This is a genomic window from Mesorhizobium sp. M1217 (assembly GCF_040318275.1).
Lineage (GTDB): Bacteria > Pseudomonadota > Alphaproteobacteria > Rhizobiales > Rhizobiaceae > Mesorhizobium.
The window spans coordinates 62134-78935 of record NZ_JAMYMA010000015.1 but is presented as its reverse complement, the minus strand read 5'-3'; the positions used below and the strand labels follow the sequence as shown (position 1 = coordinate 78935).

The 16802-nt window shown below is 61.7% G+C and carries 16 protein-coding genes and 2 pseudogenes; 3 read left to right on the top strand and 15 right to left on the bottom strand.

What is annotated here, in order from left to right; translation table 11 throughout:
• Position 1 precedes the first annotated feature (1 nt).
• Positions 2-445 (top strand): Rrf2 family transcriptional regulator, encoded by a 444-nt coding sequence (locus NKH37_RS23735; protein WP_353041588.1) that lies wholly within the window; start codon positions 2-4, stop codon positions 443-445.
• A gap of 224 nt (positions 446-669) precedes the next feature.
• Here the strand turns inward: NKH37_RS23735 and NKH37_RS23730 are convergent, their stop codons facing one another.
• The 13 genes and pseudogenes from NKH37_RS23730 to NKH37_RS23670 all read right to left on the bottom strand — a co-directional run bounded on the left by NKH37_RS23730 (position 670) and on the right by NKH37_RS23670 (position 14027).
• A complete protein-coding gene (locus tag NKH37_RS23730) occupies positions 670-1818 on the bottom strand; it encodes a response regulator (RefSeq protein WP_353041586.1) in 1149 nt (382 codons plus the stop codon).
• A 14-nt stretch (positions 1819-1832) separates the two neighbouring features.
• The gene (locus NKH37_RS23725) at positions 1833-2198 is read right to left on the bottom strand and encodes a response regulator (RefSeq protein WP_353041584.1); all 366 of its coding nucleotides are present in this window, start codon (positions 2196-2198) and stop codon (positions 1833-1835) included.
• Complete coding sequence (locus NKH37_RS23720) at positions 2195-4753, bottom strand: GAF domain-containing protein (protein WP_353041582.1); 2559 nt, start codon at positions 4751-4753, stop codon at positions 2195-2197. Before NKH37_RS23720 ends, NKH37_RS23725 begins: the two co-directional genes overlap by 4 nt.
• 61 nt (positions 4754-4814) lie before the next feature.
• The gene (locus NKH37_RS23715; RefSeq protein ID WP_353041581.1) at positions 4815-5402 is read right to left on the bottom strand and encodes an SCO family protein; all 588 of its coding nucleotides are present in this window, start codon (positions 5400-5402) and stop codon (positions 4815-4817) included.
• Positions 5399-6397 (bottom strand): ABC transporter substrate-binding protein, encoded by a 999-nt coding sequence (locus tag NKH37_RS23710; protein WP_353041579.1) that lies wholly within the window; start codon positions 6395-6397, stop codon positions 5399-5401. Before NKH37_RS23710 ends, NKH37_RS23715 begins: the two co-directional genes overlap by 4 nt.
• Before the next feature lie 150 nt (positions 6398-6547).
• Positions 6548-7561 (bottom strand): ABC transporter substrate-binding protein, encoded by a 1014-nt coding sequence (locus tag NKH37_RS23705; RefSeq protein WP_353041577.1) that lies wholly within the window; start codon positions 7559-7561, stop codon positions 6548-6550.
• A 719-nt stretch (positions 7562-8280) separates the two neighbouring features.
• On the bottom strand, positions 8281-9474 hold the full coding sequence (locus NKH37_RS23700) for an IS91 family transposase (RefSeq protein ID WP_353041575.1): 1194 nt from the start codon (positions 9472-9474) through the stop codon (positions 8281-8283).
• Between the two features lie 2 nt (positions 9475-9476).
• The gene (locus NKH37_RS23695) at positions 9477-10385 is read right to left on the bottom strand and encodes a tyrosine-type recombinase/integrase (RefSeq protein WP_353041573.1); all 909 of its coding nucleotides are present in this window, start codon (positions 10383-10385) and stop codon (positions 9477-9479) included.
• 150 nt (positions 10386-10535) lie between these two features.
• Positions 10536-11144, bottom strand: a complete 609-nt coding sequence (locus NKH37_RS23690) for an RES family NAD+ phosphorylase (RefSeq protein ID WP_353041571.1) — start codon at positions 11142-11144, stop codon at positions 10536-10538.
• Entirely contained in the window at positions 11145-11831 is a 687-nt protein-coding gene (locus NKH37_RS23685) for a hypothetical protein (protein WP_023722807.1), read from the bottom strand.
• Between the two features lie 89 nt (positions 11832-11920).
• Positions 11921-13044, bottom strand: a pseudogene (locus NKH37_RS23680) (RHE_PE00001 family protein).
• 320 nt (positions 13045-13364) lie between these two features.
• Positions 13365-13506 (bottom strand): annotated as a pseudogene (locus tag NKH37_RS23675) (nucleotidyltransferase); the annotation flags it as partial.
• A gap of 200 nt (positions 13507-13706) precedes the next feature.
• Positions 13707-14027, bottom strand: a complete 321-nt coding sequence (locus tag NKH37_RS23670) for a hypothetical protein (RefSeq protein ID WP_353041570.1) — start codon at positions 14025-14027, stop codon at positions 13707-13709.
• Between the two features lie 599 nt (positions 14028-14626).
• Between NKH37_RS23670 and NKH37_RS23665 the strand changes: the two genes are divergently transcribed.
• Together NKH37_RS23665 and NKH37_RS23660 are read left to right on the top strand one after the other, a co-directional pair.
• Positions 14627-14770 (top strand): hypothetical protein, encoded by a 144-nt coding sequence (locus tag NKH37_RS23665; protein ID WP_353041568.1) that lies wholly within the window; start codon positions 14627-14629, stop codon positions 14768-14770.
• Between the two features lie 346 nt (positions 14771-15116).
• A complete protein-coding gene (locus NKH37_RS23660; RefSeq protein WP_353041566.1) occupies positions 15117-15320 on the top strand; it encodes a hypothetical protein in 204 nt (67 codons plus the stop codon).
• A 196-nt stretch (positions 15321-15516) separates the two neighbouring features.
• On the opposite strand, the gene NKH37_RS23655 is transcribed toward NKH37_RS23660, so the two are convergent.
• On the bottom strand, positions 15517-16356 hold the full coding sequence (locus NKH37_RS23655) for an ATP-dependent DNA ligase (protein ID WP_502905999.1): 840 nt from the start codon (positions 16354-16356) through the stop codon (positions 15517-15519).
• Positions 16357-16483: 127 nt separating this feature from the next.
• Positions 16484-16696 carry a KTSC domain-containing protein gene (locus NKH37_RS23650; protein ID WP_023722877.1) on the bottom strand — a complete coding sequence of 71 codons (213 nt, stop codon included), beginning with the start codon at positions 16694-16696 and terminating at the stop codon, positions 16484-16486.
• Positions 16697-16802 lie beyond the last annotated feature (106 nt).

Below are 16802 nucleotides of genomic sequence, written 5' to 3'. Positions count from 1 at the left end.
CATGCGAAACGACAGCCGTCTTTCACGAATGCTGCATGTAGTGCTTCACATGGCCCGGCAGGCCAAGCCGTTCACGTCCGAGCAGATCGGCGAGATGCTCAAGACAAACCCTGTCGTGGTCCGCCGGACCATGGCGGGCCTCCGCGATGCCGGATATGTTACGTCGGTCACGGGGCCAGGCGGCGGCTGGACCATCGCCTGTGATCTCGAAAAGACCACTCTTCTCGACATCCAAAAAGCGGTCGGCGGTCCGAACCTATTTGTGATCGGGATCGACAATCCGAATCCGGTCTGCGCAGTAGAGCGGGCCGTCAATGCGGCACTCTCGGAGGCGATGGAACGCGCGGAAAGAATGCTGCTTGATAGGTTAGGAGAAGTATCTCTTGCTAGCCTGGCCATCCATTTCGGTGGCTTATGCGAAGGGAATCATGGTTCGGCGAAATAGTCCGCTTTGCGCCTGATGTCGGTCGTTGAGCAGGCCATAGCCGCATCCCGAAAGCAGACATCCGAGTGAACAGGCGAGTAGGCTCGTTTGTGCCAGAGAATGGCAGAACGCCCGGCTCCCATTGAAGCGATTTCGAGATCGGTCGATGGCTGTGATGCTTTGGGCCGACGGTTGGAGGGGCGGAGGGGCCGTATCGTGCGAAAGAGCCCAGCGTGCGTCCAACGCTAGCTTGGCCGACCGATCAACCGCACGATTTCATAGGCCGGCATCGGGCGGCGAAAACCTTTCAGCGTCAGATCGCCAACGAGAACGGATTCGACCAGCGCCTCGACAGCGCCGACGACCCGTTGGCTGACGAGAATCTGGCGAGATTTGGCCTCCTCGCACAATCGGGCGGCATGATTCGACACAGTGCCGATGACGGCATAGTCCGAGCGCTGATCAAAACCGATGCGCCCGATGGTTGCGTGGCCCCTGGCAATGCCGATCCCGAAGCCGAGCAAGTGGTCGCGCTTGCGCCATCGCTCTGAATGCTCGTCAATCGCGTCGCGCATCGCAGCAGCCATTGAGACGGCTCTCTCGCTGTGGTCGGCGCATGGCAGCGGATCGTTGAAAACCACGACGATGCCGTCGCCCACGAACCGCTCAAGAGTTCCCTCGTAGCGGACGATTTGCTCACCAAGACAGGAATGATACTCGGCAAGAACTGTCATGACTTCTTCGGGTTCGGCGGTCTCTGCGAAAGCTGTAAAGCCGCGCAAATCGCAAAAGACAACGGTTACCTCGCGACGATGACTCTGCAAGAGCGCATCTCCATCGCCCGCCGCAACGATGAGGTCGGCGACCTGTTCGGGCAGGAACCGCCTGAGCCGCGCCATTCGCTCGAGCTCCGTCACCTGCTCAGCCACGGTTTGCTCGAGCGAGCGGTTCCAGTCGGAAAGCTGCGCGGCCTGATCCTGTAGTAGCTGGGCCTGGCTCGCGACGGTGTCGTGAAGCGCCTTCTGGCGCAGCATCGAGCGCACCCGCGCCAGCAGCGCTTGGTGCTCGAAGGGCTTTGTCAGATAGTCGTCGCCGCCGGCATCCAATCCCTCGACCACGTCGCGCGTGTCGGCTTTCGCTGTAACAAGAATGACGGGGATCGATCGCAGCGAGTCGTCTTGCTTGAGCAAGCGCACCACGGCGATGCCGTCGAGCTTCGGCATCATGATGTCGAGCAGGATCAGATCCGGCGTGAGTTCGCGGGCCTTCGCAATCCCCTCTTCACCATCGGCAGCGGTTGCCACTTCGTAGCCGTTCGCCTCGAGACGCATGCGCAGAATCTCAAGATTCTCCGGGGTATCGTCGACCGCGAGAATGCGAGGCGGATCGTGCAAGGCACTGTCTCCCCTCAGGAAAGGAATTGACGAACCTCGGCGAGCAGCTGGCGCGGACTGAATGGCTTGGCAATGTAGCCATCGCACCCTGCAGCAAGGGTCTTCGCCTCGTCGCCCGACAACGCATAGGACGTGACAGCGATAATCGGGATGTGCCGCAGCGCCGGATCGGCCTTTATACGGCGGGCCGCTTCATACCCGTCGATTACCGGCAGCTGAATGTCCATGAGGATCAGGTCTGGCTTCTCGGCGGCGGCAGCGGCGACGCCGGCGGCACCGTCCGCCGCCTCGATCAATTCGTATTCGGTGGTGGCGATGAGATCGCGGATGATCTGGCGGTTGTCCTCGGTGTCTTCCACCATCAGGATTCGTTTGCTCATGCGGCCCTCACGTCCTCATTCACCCGGATTGGTACCTTAAGACGGAATGTCGACCCTGACCCGATCATGGACTCGACGTTGATGGTTCCGCCATGCATTTCGACGATGCGCTTCGAGATCGCCAGGCCCAGCCCCGTGCCACCCTTCTGCCTGGTGCTGCTGCTGTCGACCTGCTGGAATTCTTCGAAGATGAGAGCCTGGTCCTTGGACGCGATGCCGGGACCAGTGTCTCGGACGGTGATCTCGAAATGCCCGTCGACTGCATTGGCAAGAATGTCGACCGCGCCCGTCTCGGTGAACTTGACCGCATTGCCTGCGAGATTGAGAAGGACCTGCATCAAACGGCGTTCGTCCCCGCGGCCGATTGGAAGGTTCTCGGCAACAGTTGTTGAAAGCTCAAGACCCTTCGCTCGTGCCAGCGGCTCGACAGCCGTAACGGTCAATCGAACAATCTGCGCGACGGAGTAGTCCTCGATCGCCAGCGTGAGCTGGCCGGCTTCGATCTTGGAAAGGTCGAGTACGTCGTTGATGAGCCCGAGGAGGTGACGGCCGTTTGCCTGCACGCGCGCGACGGTCGTCTTCGCCTTGTCCGGGAGTTCGCCGTAGATGCCGTCGACCAGCAGTTCTGTGAAGCCCAAGACTGAATTGAGCGGTGTCCTGAGCTCGTGGCTCATATTCGCGAGGAACTGCGACTTGTGGCGGCTAGCTGCCTCCAGCTCCCGGCCTTTCTCCTCGATTTCGCGGAACAGCTTGGCATTCTGGATCGCGAGCACCGATTGGGCTGCGAAGGTCTCCAGCAGGTGGACAACTTGCTCATGGAAGATACCTGGCTTTTGGCGCCTGACGACCAGGGCACCGACGATCTTGTTGGGCCTCAGCAACGGAACGATCAGGATACTGCGATATCCGGCTTGGACGACGGTCTTTCTTACAAGCAAGGATGAGGTCTCCTCGCTGAGGTCGGGAAACTGCACCGGCATGCAGCGGCCGGGTGCGTCGCCGATCCCCATATCGGCCAGCCCGATCGTCTGGTGTGAGACTGCGGCTATAAGCTCATCGCTCATACCGAAGTTTGCGCGCGGACGGAATTGCTGCCGCGTGCTGTTGAACACGTAGATGGTGCCAGCGTCCGTCTCCGACAACTGGACCGCTTTGGCGACGATCGTTTTCAGCACCCTGTCGAGATCCAGCGTCGAATTGACCGCCTTGCTCACCTGACCAAGCGCCTCGAGCTCACCAACAGACGCGGCAAGCTCGCGTGTCCGTGACTGCACCGCTTCGAAGAGCCGCGCATTCTCGATGGCGATCACCGCCTGGTCGGCGAATGTCTCGACGAGCGCGATCTCCTTGGGATTGAAAGATTGCGGCTCAACCCTCGTCATGACGAATACGCCAACGAGATCACCTTCCCGCAACAGCGGGGCAGCGAGGACGGTGCGGAATCCGCCTGCCTCAGCGATCAGGGCAACGCGGTAGTCCGGATCAGCGGTCACGTCTTCGATTTGCACGATGCGCCGTTCTTCGATTACGCGCCCTACGGCGGAGCCCCGGCCTGCGGCAAGCGCTGGGAGTGGATTGGCGTCGACATAAGCGCGGAAGCGTGGCGGGTAGCCATGCGTCGAGACATAGCGGAATACGCCATCCAGCAACTGCACGATACCGCCCTTGTCGGCACGGCAGAGCCTGACAGCCGATTCCACCAACGTATCGAGCACGACCTGCAGATCGAAGGTAGAGCGGCTGATGACCTTCAGAACGTCTGCAGTGGCTGTCTGCTGCTGAAGGGCCTCGTCGAGCTGCTGCGTGCGCGTCTCAATCTCCTGATACAGGCGCCCCAGCTGGTCGGAGGTCTGGTTGACGTTAGCGGCGAGCACTCCAAGTTCGTCGCGATTTGCAACGGCAACCTGTTGGGCGAAGTCGCCGGCCGCTATCTGACTGAGACGCGTCTCGATCTTCTTGACCGGTTCGATCAACGACCAGGAGATGATGTAGCCAAGCGCAAGAGCGAGCAGGATGCTGCCCACAGCGAAAGCGACCACGATCAGTCGAGAAGTGCCGTACGCCCCCTCGCTCGTTTCGATGGCCGCCACCATGTCGGCTTCGGCCATGTTGACCAGCTGGTTCGTCAGCCGCTCGAGGCGGTCGGCCGACGGCATGATCTCATCCAGCTGAACCTTGCGCGCCTCATCCGTGCGACCGGCGCGGAAGAGCTCCGCGACATGCGTCACGCCGGCCGCAAGCCGTTCGTACTCCTGTCGGACCTGGCCCAGCACCTCCGCCTCAGTTTCAGCGACGAACTCCATGCGGTCGAGGTCGTAGCCAAACTGGTTGAGCTGGCGCAGCGCCCCATCCAGCATCCGGTCGTCCTGAAGCAACAGGGCTGTGGAGATGCCGTAGAGCTGGGTGGTCGTATCGTGCTGCACCTGGCGATAGGCCGCGATCCTGCGCTGCAGCTTGATCAGCTCGTTTGTTTGATCATTGACCCCACTCAGCACCTGCAACCCGACGGCCCCGAGCACGATCAACAGGCCGACGATCGACAGGAACGCGATCAAGAGCTTGGTCTGGACGCGCGCCGGCAGCCGGGCAACCCAGCCGACTAGCGAGTTCGTTATGTTACTTGGATTCGTCCAAGAGGCTGAGAAGGTCACCCCGGAACTCCTCCAAGTCGAACCGGACGCCAAGATACTGTACGCGCAACATGCCCTTGGGGTCTATGAGCGACGTCAGCAAGGTATGGTCGACGTCACCATCCGCCGTTTTCTTCGCGATGACGCCGTATTTCCATCCGACCTCACGAACAATCGCCGGATCACCGGTAAGAAACGACCAGCCTCTCAGATCGGCGCCAAAATTCTGCGCATATTCCTTCAACACGTCGGGCGTATCCCGCTCCGGGTCGACCGTGATCGAAATGAAGTTGATCTTCGACCCGAACGTAGAGCCCAGCTTCTCCTGCACGCTGGCCATATTAGCGGTCAACATCGGGCAGACGTCGGCACAGTACGTATAGATAAATGCAATGGCGACAACCTTGCCGCGAAGATCGCGAAGCGACACAGGTCGGCCATCCTGCGATGTCAGCGTAAAGTCCGGCGCCGCTCCGATCGTCGGCAGGCGCAGGTCGTGTGGCGCGTCATGCGCAGATGCCGGCCAAGGAGCAAGAAGTGCCAGTGCCAACGCGCATGCCAGCCGGCCAGTCATGTCTTCAGCTCGCGCTTAAGTTCGTCGAGGAAGCGCCAGTCCGTACCTTCCGCGATAATCCTCTCGGGTGTGGAGCCGATCAAACCGATTTCCTTCAGCCGCAGCGCATAGAAGCGGACGCTGTCAGTGGAATCGTAGTCCCGCCATTCCCGGTAAGGCAACCCGCCGATCGCTGCGAACGCATCATCGTAGTGGCTGGCGAACCCACCCGCGACCAAGCGCTCGGCAACCAAGGCTGGCGCGGCGGTGCATAGGTCCGCAGCCTTGAGGATGGCGCGCAGCACCCGCTTGGTAGCAACCGGATGCGCGGCCACGAAATCGCTGTTGCCGGACAGAATGCAGCAAAAATATTGCGACCAAGGTCGGTCCACTGTGCTGTTGACGATCACGTGCCCGACCTTGCTGCGCCGCAATTCCTGCGGGTCCGGCGGAAAGCCCAGGAACGCATCGATGTCGCCCCGCGCGAACAGCTCCTTGGGCTTGACCGCCGGGTCCACCACCCAGTTGATGTCGCGCGCCGGATCGAGCCCGACATAGGCCGCGATGCTGGCGAGGAACAGATGCGGCCCCGAACCGAGCCCCTGGACGCCGACGTTTCGGCCTTTCAGATCGACGACGCTGTCGATCCCGCGCTTGGCAAACAACTCGAAGCAACCGGGATGGACGCCGCCGAGCAGAGTGAGCCGCGCACCGGAGTCCAAGGCGACGATCGAATTTGTCACGAAGTTGAGGCTAAAGTCGATCTCGCCATTCGCCACCGCGGAGGCCGTGGCCGCACCGGGGCCTGTGACCACATAGTCAACCTCGGTGAAGCCTTCCGCACGCAGAAGTTCCTCCGCAACATACTGTGGCGCCACGCAGATGCTAGGGATCTTCGCCAAGCGAATGCGCGTGATCTCCGGCGGTGGCTCGGCATGAGCTCGAGTGGGAGCGCCGACGAGGCTGGCGGCGCCCGCAGCCGTCAGGCCAGCCAGGAAACGGCGGCGGTTCTGCATAGGAATCTCCTCCGGTTGAAGGCAAATCAAGCCCTCAGTTCTCTTTGAGAGGCGCCAGCCCTTCTTGGTCCAGGCGGCAGCGGCATCCGGAATGGATGCCACCGCCAGCCTTAGTCCTACCTCTTGTCTTGAGCGGCGATGCACGGTCGCTCACGTCTTAAGCTCGCGCTTCAACTCTTCAAGGAAGCGCCAGTCCGTTCCGTCGGCGATGACCTTCTGGGGACTCGACTTGATCATGCCCAGTTCCTGCATGCGCAGGGCATAGAAACGCAGGGAGTCTTCAGGATCGAATTCCCGCCAGCGGTCGTACCGGATCTCCTGCAGCGTTTGCAGCGCGTAGTCATACGACGGGACGAAATCGCGATCGACCATCTGCTGCGCCGCCATTTCCGGAGCCGACACGCAGAGGTCGGCGGCCTTGAGGATGGATCGCAAGACCCGCTTGGTCGCCACCGGATACCTGTTCACGTAGTCCGTCGTCGCGGAGATCATGCAGCAGAAATACTGTGACCATGGGCGGTCGACGGTGTTGTTGAGGATCGTGTGGCCGATCTTCTTGGCACGCAGCTCCTGCGGCTGGGGCGGCGTCCCGAGGAATGCGTCGATCTTTCCTTGGACGAAGAGCTCCGTCGGGGTGGCGTCTTCAGTCAGAACCCATTGGATATCGTTCACGGGATCGAGCCCGACATAAGCGGACATGAGGGACAGCCACACGTGTCGCGAGTTGTTGAGACCATCAACGCCCACCCTCTTGCCCCGCAGATCCGTGACGCTGCGGATGCTCTCGTTGGCGATCAGTTCGAGGCATCCCGAGTGCAACCCGGTTAGCACCTTGATCGGCACGCCGGCATCGATCGACGCGATTTGTTTCGGCGAAAAGTTGACCGAGAAATCCGTCTCGCCGCGTGCGATCCACTCCGATTGGTCGACGCTCTTATCGCCTCGTACGTAGCGAACGTCTGTGAAGCCATCCGCACGCATCAGTTCCCCGGCGATGTACGCACCTGCCCAGCAGTAGGAACCGCCAACCCAATGCGGCAGACGAACAGTGGTCGTTTCGAGCGGCGGTTCCGCATGGAGTGGCTGCGGAAAGCCGACGATACCGGCAGCCCCTGCCATTGCAGCGCCGGCCAGGAATCGGCGGCGAGTTTGCATGATCTGCATCGGAACGCTCCCTCTCCGAACTGCAAGGCAATTTCGGCCCCGAACCGAACGAAAGAGGTTTCGGCAGAGGCAGATGGTCTCGTGGGCGCGACGAGTAGTCGTGGATTCTAGCGCGCCCAGTCCGCTGCGGGAGTCTTGCGCTCTCAGTCGCCGGGTCATGAATTAGCAACCGACGATATGCCAACGTACGCCCAATTTGCGTAGGTTGCGAGCGCAAAACTTACTACGCCAAACGTCCCACCAGCACGTCGCTGTCAGGGAGACTGTTTGCGCGGTTGTGAATAGCCACTTCGAGTTTACCGCGCGGCCGGACCGACTGATCGACGCAAAAGTCTGTATCGGGGTCAGTTCCAGAGCTTGGTCCACCGGCTGAACGTCCGCTTGTCGTTCTTCGGACTACGGAAGCTGTCAGTCCGCTGTCGTGAAGAGTTTCGGGCGCCGGCAGGCGTACGAAAGTCCCCGAGGAAGGAACCCGCGGGCCACAGGCGATGGCTATGGGGATTTCGGATTTCGGCAGATGTCGGCGATGGCGCGACCGCCGTCGGGAAGCTCTGGGGTGACTGCGGACAGACCGCTTCGTTGCGCCTCCGCGCGGTGTTGTCGGGACGGTGGGCGGCTGGGCGCGGCCCTGTCGGTGTCGATGATCACCATAGACGTGCGTCGATCCGTTGCCGGAGGCTGAGTGCCTGCAGCTGAAGGCTGAACCATTCCATGCCGGGTCATGGCGTGCTGCTCCCGGTCGACGGGGAACCGTGTGGCGGTCCGCGCGGCTGGCTCCATCGCTCGAACACCTCGATCACGATCATGCGGCCGCCACAGCAGGGGCATGGCGGGCGGAAGTTGTCCGGTTCGTCCGTGGTGTCATCGTCGGACGGTGCGGCGACGTTCAGAAGTTCACGCGCAAGCGCGAGGCTGGCCTTGCGAGCAGAGCCGGCAAGCAGGCCGCAATGCCGGATGCGGTGGAATCCCTTTGGCAACACGTGGAGCAGGAAGCGGCGGATGAACTCGTCGGGGCCAAGCGTCATGAGCTGCTGCCGGTCGGCGCCTTCGCGACGATAGTCCTTGTAACGGAAGGTGACGCCGCTCTCGTCGAGGCGGATGAGGCGGCTGTTCGAGATCGCGACCCGGTGGGTGTAGCGCGACAGGTAGGCGAGCACCGCTTCCGGGCCGGCGAAGGGCGCCTTGGCGTAGACCACCCAGCGCTTCTTCCGGACCGGCGACAGGTGGCGCAGGAATGCCCGCTGTTCCGCGAAATGAGCAATTGCGCCGAAGAAGGCGAGCTGGCCAGCGTCGTGCAGCGTGACCAACCGGGAGAGGAACAGGCGGCGGAACAGCTTGCCGAGCACGCGCACCGGCAGTAGGAAGGCCGGACGCGACGATATCCACCGGCTTCGGTCCGGCGCGATGCCACCGCCCGGCACGATCATGTGCACGTGCGGATGGTGTGTCATCGCCGAGCCCCATGTGTGGAGCACGGCGGTGATGCCGATGCGCGCGCCGAGATGCTTCGGATCCGCCGCGATCGTCAGCATCGTCTCCGAGGCCGCACGGAACAGCAGGTCGTAGACCACCGCCTTGTTCTGGAACGCGATGTCGGCGACCTCGGCGGGCAGCGTGAAGACAACGTGGAAGTATCCGACCGGCAGCAGGTCGGCCTCGCGCTCGGCAAGCCATGTCCGCGCCGTGGCGCCCTGGCACTTCGGACAGTGCCGGTTGCGGCAGGAGTTGTAGGCGATGCGCAACTCGCCGCAGTCCTCGCAGGCCTCCACGTGACCGCCAAGGGCTGCGGTGCGGCAGTGCTCGATCGCCGACATGACCTTGAGTTGCTGCAGTGTCAGATGCCCTGCATGGGCGGCCCGGTAGGCCGGCCCGGCAGTGCGGAAGATGTCGGCAACCTCGATCGAGGCGCGCACGCTCAGCCGTCGGGTGAGATCTCTTCCGGCTTGAAGAGGCCAAGCTTGTCGAGCGGGCTCGTGACGGCGCGCACCGTGCGGGTTGCAACCTTGGTGTAGAAGGCGGTGCTATTTAGCTTGGCGTGCCCGAGCAGGACCTGGATGATCCGGATGTCGGTGCCGTCCTCCAGCAGGTGGGTGGCGAAGCTGTGGCGCAGCGTGTGCGGCCCGACCCGCTTGGCGATGTCGGCCGCCTGCGCTGCCTCGACGACCACGCGATAGAGCTGGCGGGTGCTGATGGGCTTCATCGCATGCTGCCCCGGAAACAACCAGCCGTCGCGGTGCATCACCCCCTGCTGGCGTCCGACCTTCCACCACTGGCGCAGCAACAAGAGCAGATCTTGCGACAGCATGGCGTTCCGGTACCGCCCGCCCTTGCCGCGCTCGACACGTAGCAGCATGCGTTCGCTATCGACGTCGGCGACCTTCAGCGTCGACACCTCCGCCACGCGCAGGCCCGCGCCATAAGCGACCGACAGCGCGGCCTGGTGCTTGAGGCAGGTGGTGGCATTGAGCAACCGGGCGACCTCGTCGCGGCTGAGCACCACCGGCAGCTTGCGCGGATGCGCCAGACGAACGAGCTTGCGCGCCAGATCGGGACGATCGACCGTATGCGTGAAGAAGAAGCGCAGCGCCGACACGATGCTGTTCATCGTCGGCACGGGAACACCGTCGTCCTGCTGCTCGATCGGGAACCGGCGCAGGTCGTCGGTGGTCGCTGTATCTGGTGAACGCCCGAGGAACGTCGCCAGGCGTCCGATGTCGCGGAGATAGTTGCGCTGCGTCTCGCGGGAGAAACGCCGCATGTTCATGTCGTCGATCAGCCGCTGACGAAGTGGACTGATCGGTGCATCAAGAACAGGATAGGGCATGGTCAGGCTCCTTGTTGAAGAAGCCCGTGATGCTCTGCCGCTGCCGAACCACCCTCAATCCGAGTGCGACGTCCGGTTCGTGATCTCTACCTCATCCCCACGCGCCCATCCCGCGCAGCGGGGTTCGTTCGTCGGCCTCACACCGGTCGTTCACACCAACCCCACCCTGAAATCCTGCAGAACCTGAGCCAGCCCTCGCGCGCCGAGAAGGTTCGTAACACGCTTCGCCTGAAGCTTCGGCACCGCGCGATCGTAAATGGCAAGATTGGTCGCCTCATTGAGGCGCGAGGGATAAATGATCCCGTCGGGCTCGGATGGGTGCTGGTGAAACGCCAGTGACCACCGGCGTGCCAGGTTCTGGCGCTGTGCCCGGACGACATCGGTCGGCACACCCATCCGAACGGCATTGTCGCCTCCGAGACCGACCAGGCGTAGGTCTGTCGTGGTCGCGATCTCCGCATAGCGCCGTCGGGTCAGCTCCACCTCCTCTATTGGAAGATCGTCAAGGATTCCTTCGCGGCGGTCGCGGAGCACGGTCTCTAGGAAGCACACCTTCAGGGAGTCACCGAGGTAAAGAACGCCAAACCGGTTGGCGTCAAGACGGCGTCGAGGATCGCTGAACCGGCTCGGCGACTTCCCGCAACCCAATGGATCAGGATAGGTGCTCCAGTAGATCCGACCGAACGTCCGACCCCGCGGTATGGTCTCGATTTCGAGCTTTGCGCGCGCGAAATCGGGTGGAGGTGGAACGCCGGGCATTCAGTCGAAATCGCCCCTGGCCATGCCTTCTGCCGCGGCTAAAACCGAGGCGTCATCGCCTTGTTGAAGGGCTCGAAGGCCCGTCCGCCCATCGAGGGCGCCATGGCGCGACACCAGAAACCGATAGACGGCCCAGGCACTGTTGCCAAACATGGCATGCAGCGCCGGCAATGCGCCGAAGGGACGACCGTCCTCGTCGAGTTGCCAGACAGGAAAGCGGAAACCGCGTTTGGCGCCATCGATCCCGAGCACTTGACCGCTTTGCCGCCTGGCGTTGACCGTCACCCGCGACGTGCCGAGCAGCTTGGCAAAGGCATCCGCGCTCAGCATGTCCTCGCCGGCGACAATTTCGGCGACACGCTTGCGGCCACGCGCGCGCGCTCCGGCAAGAGCCGCCTCGAGATCGGCGTCGGGCATGCCCGTGTCCTCGACGGGAAAGATGTCGTCTGAAGCGATCGGTTGCTCTTCGACCGGCGTGATCGTCTGCGCATCAGCCGCCGCATCGACCTCTACCCGAAACGATACGCGGTGGCCGATCTTGCGGCTGCGTGCGATCGCTTCCTGATAGCGTTCGAGCACTACCTTCTTGAAGGCCGCCTGTGCCGGCAGCTTTGTCGTGAAACTCAGGGCGGCGACTCCCGCATGCGATGCGGTCCCGCTATGATTGCTGCGTTTTGGCGCGGCCATGATGAGAACCTCCTGCTGTCAATATGGTTACAGCGCGCAAGTTCGTCAAGTTAGATAATTTCGTAAAGTTAGTAGCGAATGGCTGCGGACTAAACGATTCCCCATGCCCGAAACCTTCCCCTCCCCGTCATCTCACGCAGCCCTAGCTCGCCGACCAGATTGAGCCCCTGTTTTGTCACTTTTAGCCGCTCCATCATGCCGGTTGAGACGAGTGGCCGCGACAGCACGAGTCCAACCACGTCGGACAGTTTGGAACTGGCGCGGCGGTCGCGGAGTTTTCGCTCCATCTGGCTTTTGGCCAGCACCAGCCGGTCGCGTTCCTTCAGCCCGGCCAGCGCGGCGTCATGGAGGGCATCTAGGCAGGCCAGCAACCGGTCGGACCGATTGCGCGCCCGCCGCCGCTCCCGTGGAATGTTTTTGGCACCGAGATGCAGGCAGGCGAGATGGTTGGCGGCAAGACCTTCCTGCCGCAGCAGCGCGGCAACCAGCAGTGGCCCGAGCCAGGCGACATGCTGCAGCACCTCGATGTCCGACCAGGCTTCGAGCAGGACCGCGCCGCGCAGGACGACCGGCAGATCGCGCGTCCTGGCGATCACGTCCTGCCATTCGGCCAGCCGTTCTTCCTCATTCCAGTCGAGATCGTAGATCAGGCCGTTTTGCGGCTCCGGCCGGTCACGTCGTGACGTTTCCTCCTTTCGACCAGGCACGTCGGCGTCGCTCAGAATCTTCGACGAGCGCGCTAGGACAGCATCGATCTCGGCGAATTCCTCGGCTAGAAGATCATCCTCTCCATCATCCTGACCGTCGGCTTTAACGGGGCCGGCGACCTCCCCTTCCCGGCTTCTTGGCCCCGATGCCGGCGTCGCGCCGCCGCGGCCGGCCAGCGCCAAAAAACCGTCGCGGCTGAGCGCCCAGTCCGGCTTCTGCGCAAAAATGCGCCGGCGTGTCCGCAGCACCGCATGTGCGCGGGTGAGCTCGTGGGTCGGTGGCGGATGTCCATATGGGCGTCGTGCAGGACCAAGTCCTCGAGATGGACGAGCTCGCCCTCCAGCCAAAGGGCAGAGGCCGCGTCGGCAAAATGCTGGCGCTCGACAAAGCCGTCGCGGACCGGTGAGCGGGCCAGCCGCTCGTCGAGCCGCGCCAAAGCCGCGGTAGTGCGTGCAACGGGCTCCAACAGGGTCTCCAGGGGCAAGTCTCGAATCGCATAAGCCATTGTTTTCGGACTAGCTGATTCGAGCTAGTCAAGCTAACCGGCATTTAAGTTGACTTGTAGGGGATTTTCTCCAACGTGCTTTTCACTATCGATAATGACCTCTTATCGATACTTAATCGTTACACTCAGGCAGCCCAGTTCCAAGTTCGTTTGCTTTCTCCCTCCGAGCCCACGATGCGGCGATCCCTTCGCAGGTCAGAAGCAGCAACTGGTATACTGCTCGTTGCGAAAGCTCCGGCAAACTCGCAACCCGGGCGCCCCGCGGCGCGGTCGTTGCGCAGTTAAGATCATAGACGACCGCGCGACTTCCCCCTCGCGTGCTAGGCACCTGCGGCTTCCTTCATGCGCGCCAGATGCTCCACGGCAGATCTGTTCAGCGCACTTGTGCAGTGCCGTCCGTTCTCCCAGCCAGACGAGCGCTTCCTCACTGATCAAGTAATGTTTGGAATAGCGGGCCTTAACACAGTGAAGACGGTTGACGAGGAAAGCGAAACCGACGGGTGCGCGTAGGCCGTCTTCCGTGATCGCGGAATTATCTGAATCACCAAGTTCGGTACTATCCACCGCGGCGGACCCCAACCCGCCCGGCCGGCGCCTATTCAGGCAAACTACCCCAACGCCCCCCAAGCGGCGCCGGCCACCTTCCCCGCTAGGCGAGCGCTTCAGTTCCTCGGCAGCTTGTGGATCTCCAACCTGACCGGGCCGCCTCTGTCACAGCTCGTACAGAACAGGGCCCTTTCGACCGTGCTGAACAGCGCATCTTTGCCATAGCGCCGGACCAGGCCAGCGGCCTTCACCTCGGCATGATGTGAAAAGTTTTTGCACCAGGCGCGCAGCGTGTGCCATTCGCGCAGATCGCCGAGCGATACGTCGAGGCCAGCGTGCACGCTGCCCGCAACGATGGTATGCGGCGGTACCGTGGGCTCGCCCGGTGTAACGATCTTCTCCATCACATGCCGGCTTTTGTAGTGGATCAGCAGCATCCCCGGCCGGCGCCTGATAGCTGCCTGCCAGGCGGCCTGGCTGACGCTCGAATCCGGCGATCGACTTATCGTCTCAACGAGCGCCTTCTCCTCGCGGTCTCAAACCTCGATCCGGAAATTGTCCTCCGCTGTTTTTGCCATAGCCTCGCCGACCAGCGCTTTTGGCACTTCGCGACCATTCCTTCCCGCTTCAGATTGAAACAGAAATAAGGAACAAATTCCTCTCCGGTCAAGGCGCTCTTGACCTTTTTTGTTCTTATTTCGTTCGGGGTCGCAGGGTCTTGGCGGCTTCCTGGGGGCGGGCGCGATCGAGGGTCCGCTCGCCACTGTGCGAGCAGTGGGAGGGGACCCTATCAGCGCATGAAGGGACTAGGATACGCATGACGACGTTATCAACTTCAACCCGCCGTGCAAGTTCCAGGCGCTATTGTGCGCAGGACCATTACCCAACGCGGTCAGACTTAGGTCCTGTGGTTTCGGGCAGCTCGAACATCCAGTCGAAATGGCGCCGTCTTGACGATCGCCAGCCCAGCGCCAGTATCCTGCCGATGGATGAGAACTACAAATATGGGGAAAGAACTGGCCTGCAGCTCGTTCGCATGGCGATTGAGCTGACCTGCCCCGCCGGCGTTCTGCCTAGCGAGGAGGCGGTCAACCTGCTCTATGGCCCGTTGCCGATGCATGAGGGCGAGGCACTTGCAAAGGCGATCATTGAGACAGTCGAACGGCTTACGCGCGATTAGCGGGTTCCACGCAGAAAGCGGGCTTCACGTAGAAGCGATGACCAATTGTTTCCTATCAGGTTTACAAGGTCTTTGGCTTGTGGTTCGGAAATGCCGGTTTGTTGCATTAGGTGCTTCACGACCGCACCGACCGCCGTAGCCTTATCATGCTCATTTTCGTCAACCATAGGGACACCGCCCCCTTTGGTGACGGTAACTACTGGTATACTAAGCTCCCCGAAAAGACAACTGACGAGATGCTCAGATTGTATGTTTTTGACACTCCTTCCGGTGTCATTGACTCCCGTTACGAGCGGTAGTTGAATTTGTTTCTAACTCGCGGCTCCTTTGGGAGGGAGTGAGTCAGATGCTGGGGCGCCCTTCGGGCCATGGTTTCTATCCGAACGATCTCGCAATTTGTCAGCGGGTCTTCGATCAGGTTTGCAGCGAGCGAAAGCTCGATCCATCATCCCCGGAAGTAGATGGGCTGGCAGCGACGCTCATTTCGCTCTTCGGCAACGGCTGCACCGACGAGGCGACACTTCTTGAGTTGTTCAGGAAAGCCACATAATGGCGAAAGCGAGATCCGCGCTTGGAGACGATCCTTATAGCGCCGCAGAGTTCGCCGAAAGGCACGGCTTAACTGTGAGGACGGCTGAGATCATTCTCAAGTGCAATGGTCCTTCGAAGGCGGCATGCGACGGAGCGGCGCGCGCGTTCAAAGAAGCGTTGGCGATGCGCAAAAGGCATTGGTTCGGAGACCCGCACTAACCCTCGTCCCAGAAATCCTGCAGCGAGGCATGCCGCAGGTCTTCCTCACCTCTCAGGTACTTGATGCGCGCCTTAATCCCTGGCTTGACCCATTGCGTCGCCGGCCGTTTGGGCATGTCCTTCGGCGGCGGGCCGGCATGCTCCTGCACCTGCTTCCATAGCCGTTCCCGCATCTCGCGATTGACGCTGACTAAAGCGCTGCCGGCATATTTCCGCATGCCGGGCTCCGCCATCAAGGCGAAAGTCGGCTTGCCTTGCTCCCACTCGACACCGAGCAACTCGAATTCGCCCACCGTGTAGCATTTGGTTTTCAGCCAGTTTGTGGTCGGGCCGCTGACATATCTGCTGCCGATGCGCTTCGATACCATGCCTTCCAGGCCGGCCTGATCGACGAGGTGATAGATGGCGTTCGCCTCGCCCGGCAGCGCCTGGCTAAACTGGATGCGGATGTCTAACGGGATGATGCCCTTCAGGATCTCGCGGCGCTGCTCCATCGCCATGTCGCGCAGATCGTGGCCGTTGAGGTGCAGCAGATCGAAGGCGACGAAATAGAGATCGTGCTGGCGTCGCGTGATCGCTTTTCGCAGCTCGGCAAAGTCGGACAGGCCCTTGTCGTTGAGAACGATAATTTCGCCGTCGATGATGGCGTTCTCAACGTCCAGCGTTTTAGCTGTTGCGGCGAGGTCGCGGTATTTCGACGTCCAGTCGAGCCCGCGACGGGTGAAGACACGCACCCGGCCGGCGTCGATGATGATCTGGGAGCGGTAGCCGTCGAACTTGACCTCGTGAGTCCATCCGTCGCCCTGGGGTGGCTTGGCGACCAGGGTAGGCATCATGGGAGGTATGAACTCTAGACCCCCTGCGCCGGCAGTCGACCCCTTGCTCACGACACAGGTCTAGGTTTTGTTACGCCAGAACGCATCCCTCGAACGGTGGATGCGCTATCCTTTCCTCCAAGGGTCGTCACCGGTCGTCGGTAGGAACAAGCCGGTAACGGAAATGATTGCGAATGTGATCGTTAAAGTAGCGGCCCTTGGCGAAGGCGGCTCGGAATTCGGCGTAAATGTCCGGCGGCACGTTCTCAAATTCGTACCGTTTGCCGCTGGCGACAAACCACACCGAAAGGGTTTTGCTGTCGGGATCATATTCCGTTTTGCGGATCGAAGTAGATGGCATAAGCACCACAGCAACGCGCCAAGGCCCGCGCCCATGCGGGGGCGCGGGCCGATCGGGATACCGATCTGCAGCAACACCCGGAGGGGAGGATTCGCTGCGTGCACCG

What these genes read in the sequence shown, in the direction of transcription:
- NKH37_RS23735 (WP_353041588.1), top strand. Translation starts at nt 2, where the DNA reads ATGCGAAACGACAGCCGTCTTTCACGAATGCTGCATGTAGTGCTTCAC.
- NKH37_RS23725 (WP_353041584.1), bottom strand. Translation starts at nt 2,198, where the DNA reads ATGAGCAAACGAATCCTGATGGTGGAAGACACCGAGGACAACCGCCAG.
- NKH37_RS23715 (WP_353041581.1), bottom strand. Translation starts at nt 5,402, where the DNA reads ATGACTGGCCGGCTGGCATGCGCGTTGGCACTGGCACTTCTTGCTCCT.
- NKH37_RS23710 (WP_353041579.1), bottom strand. Translation starts at nt 6,397, where the DNA reads ATGCAGAACCGCCGCCGTTTCCTGGCTGGCCTGACGGCTGCGGGCGCC.
- NKH37_RS23705 (WP_353041577.1), bottom strand. Translation starts at nt 7,561, where the DNA reads ATGCAGATCATGCAAACTCGCCGCCGATTCCTGGCCGGCGCTGCAATG.
- NKH37_RS23695 (WP_353041573.1), bottom strand. Translation starts at nt 10,385, where the DNA reads ATGCCCTATCCTGTTCTTGATGCACCGATCAGTCCACTTCGTCAGCGG.
- NKH37_RS23690 (WP_353041571.1), bottom strand. Translation starts at nt 11,144, where the DNA reads ATGCCCGGCGTTCCACCTCCACCCGATTTCGCGCGCGCAAAGCTCGAA.
- NKH37_RS23685 (WP_023722807.1), bottom strand. Translation starts at nt 11,831, where the DNA reads ATGGCCGCGCCAAAACGCAGCAATCATAGCGGGACCGCATCGCATGCG.
- NKH37_RS23670 (WP_353041570.1), bottom strand. Translation starts at nt 14,027, where the DNA reads ATGCTGCTGATCCACTACAAAAGCCGGCATGTGATGGAGAAGATCGTT.
- NKH37_RS23665 (WP_353041568.1), top strand. Translation starts at nt 14,627, where the DNA reads ATGGCGATTGAGCTGACCTGCCCCGCCGGCGTTCTGCCTAGCGAGGAG.
- NKH37_RS23660 (WP_353041566.1), top strand. Translation starts at nt 15,117, where the DNA reads ATGCTGGGGCGCCCTTCGGGCCATGGTTTCTATCCGAACGATCTCGCA.
- NKH37_RS23655 (WP_502905999.1), bottom strand. Translation starts at nt 16,356, where the DNA reads ATGATGCCTACCCTGGTCGCCAAGCCACCCCAGGGCGACGGATGGACT.
- NKH37_RS23650 (WP_023722877.1), bottom strand. Translation starts at nt 16,696, where the DNA reads ATGCCATCTACTTCGATCCGCAAAACGGAATATGATCCCGACAGCAAA.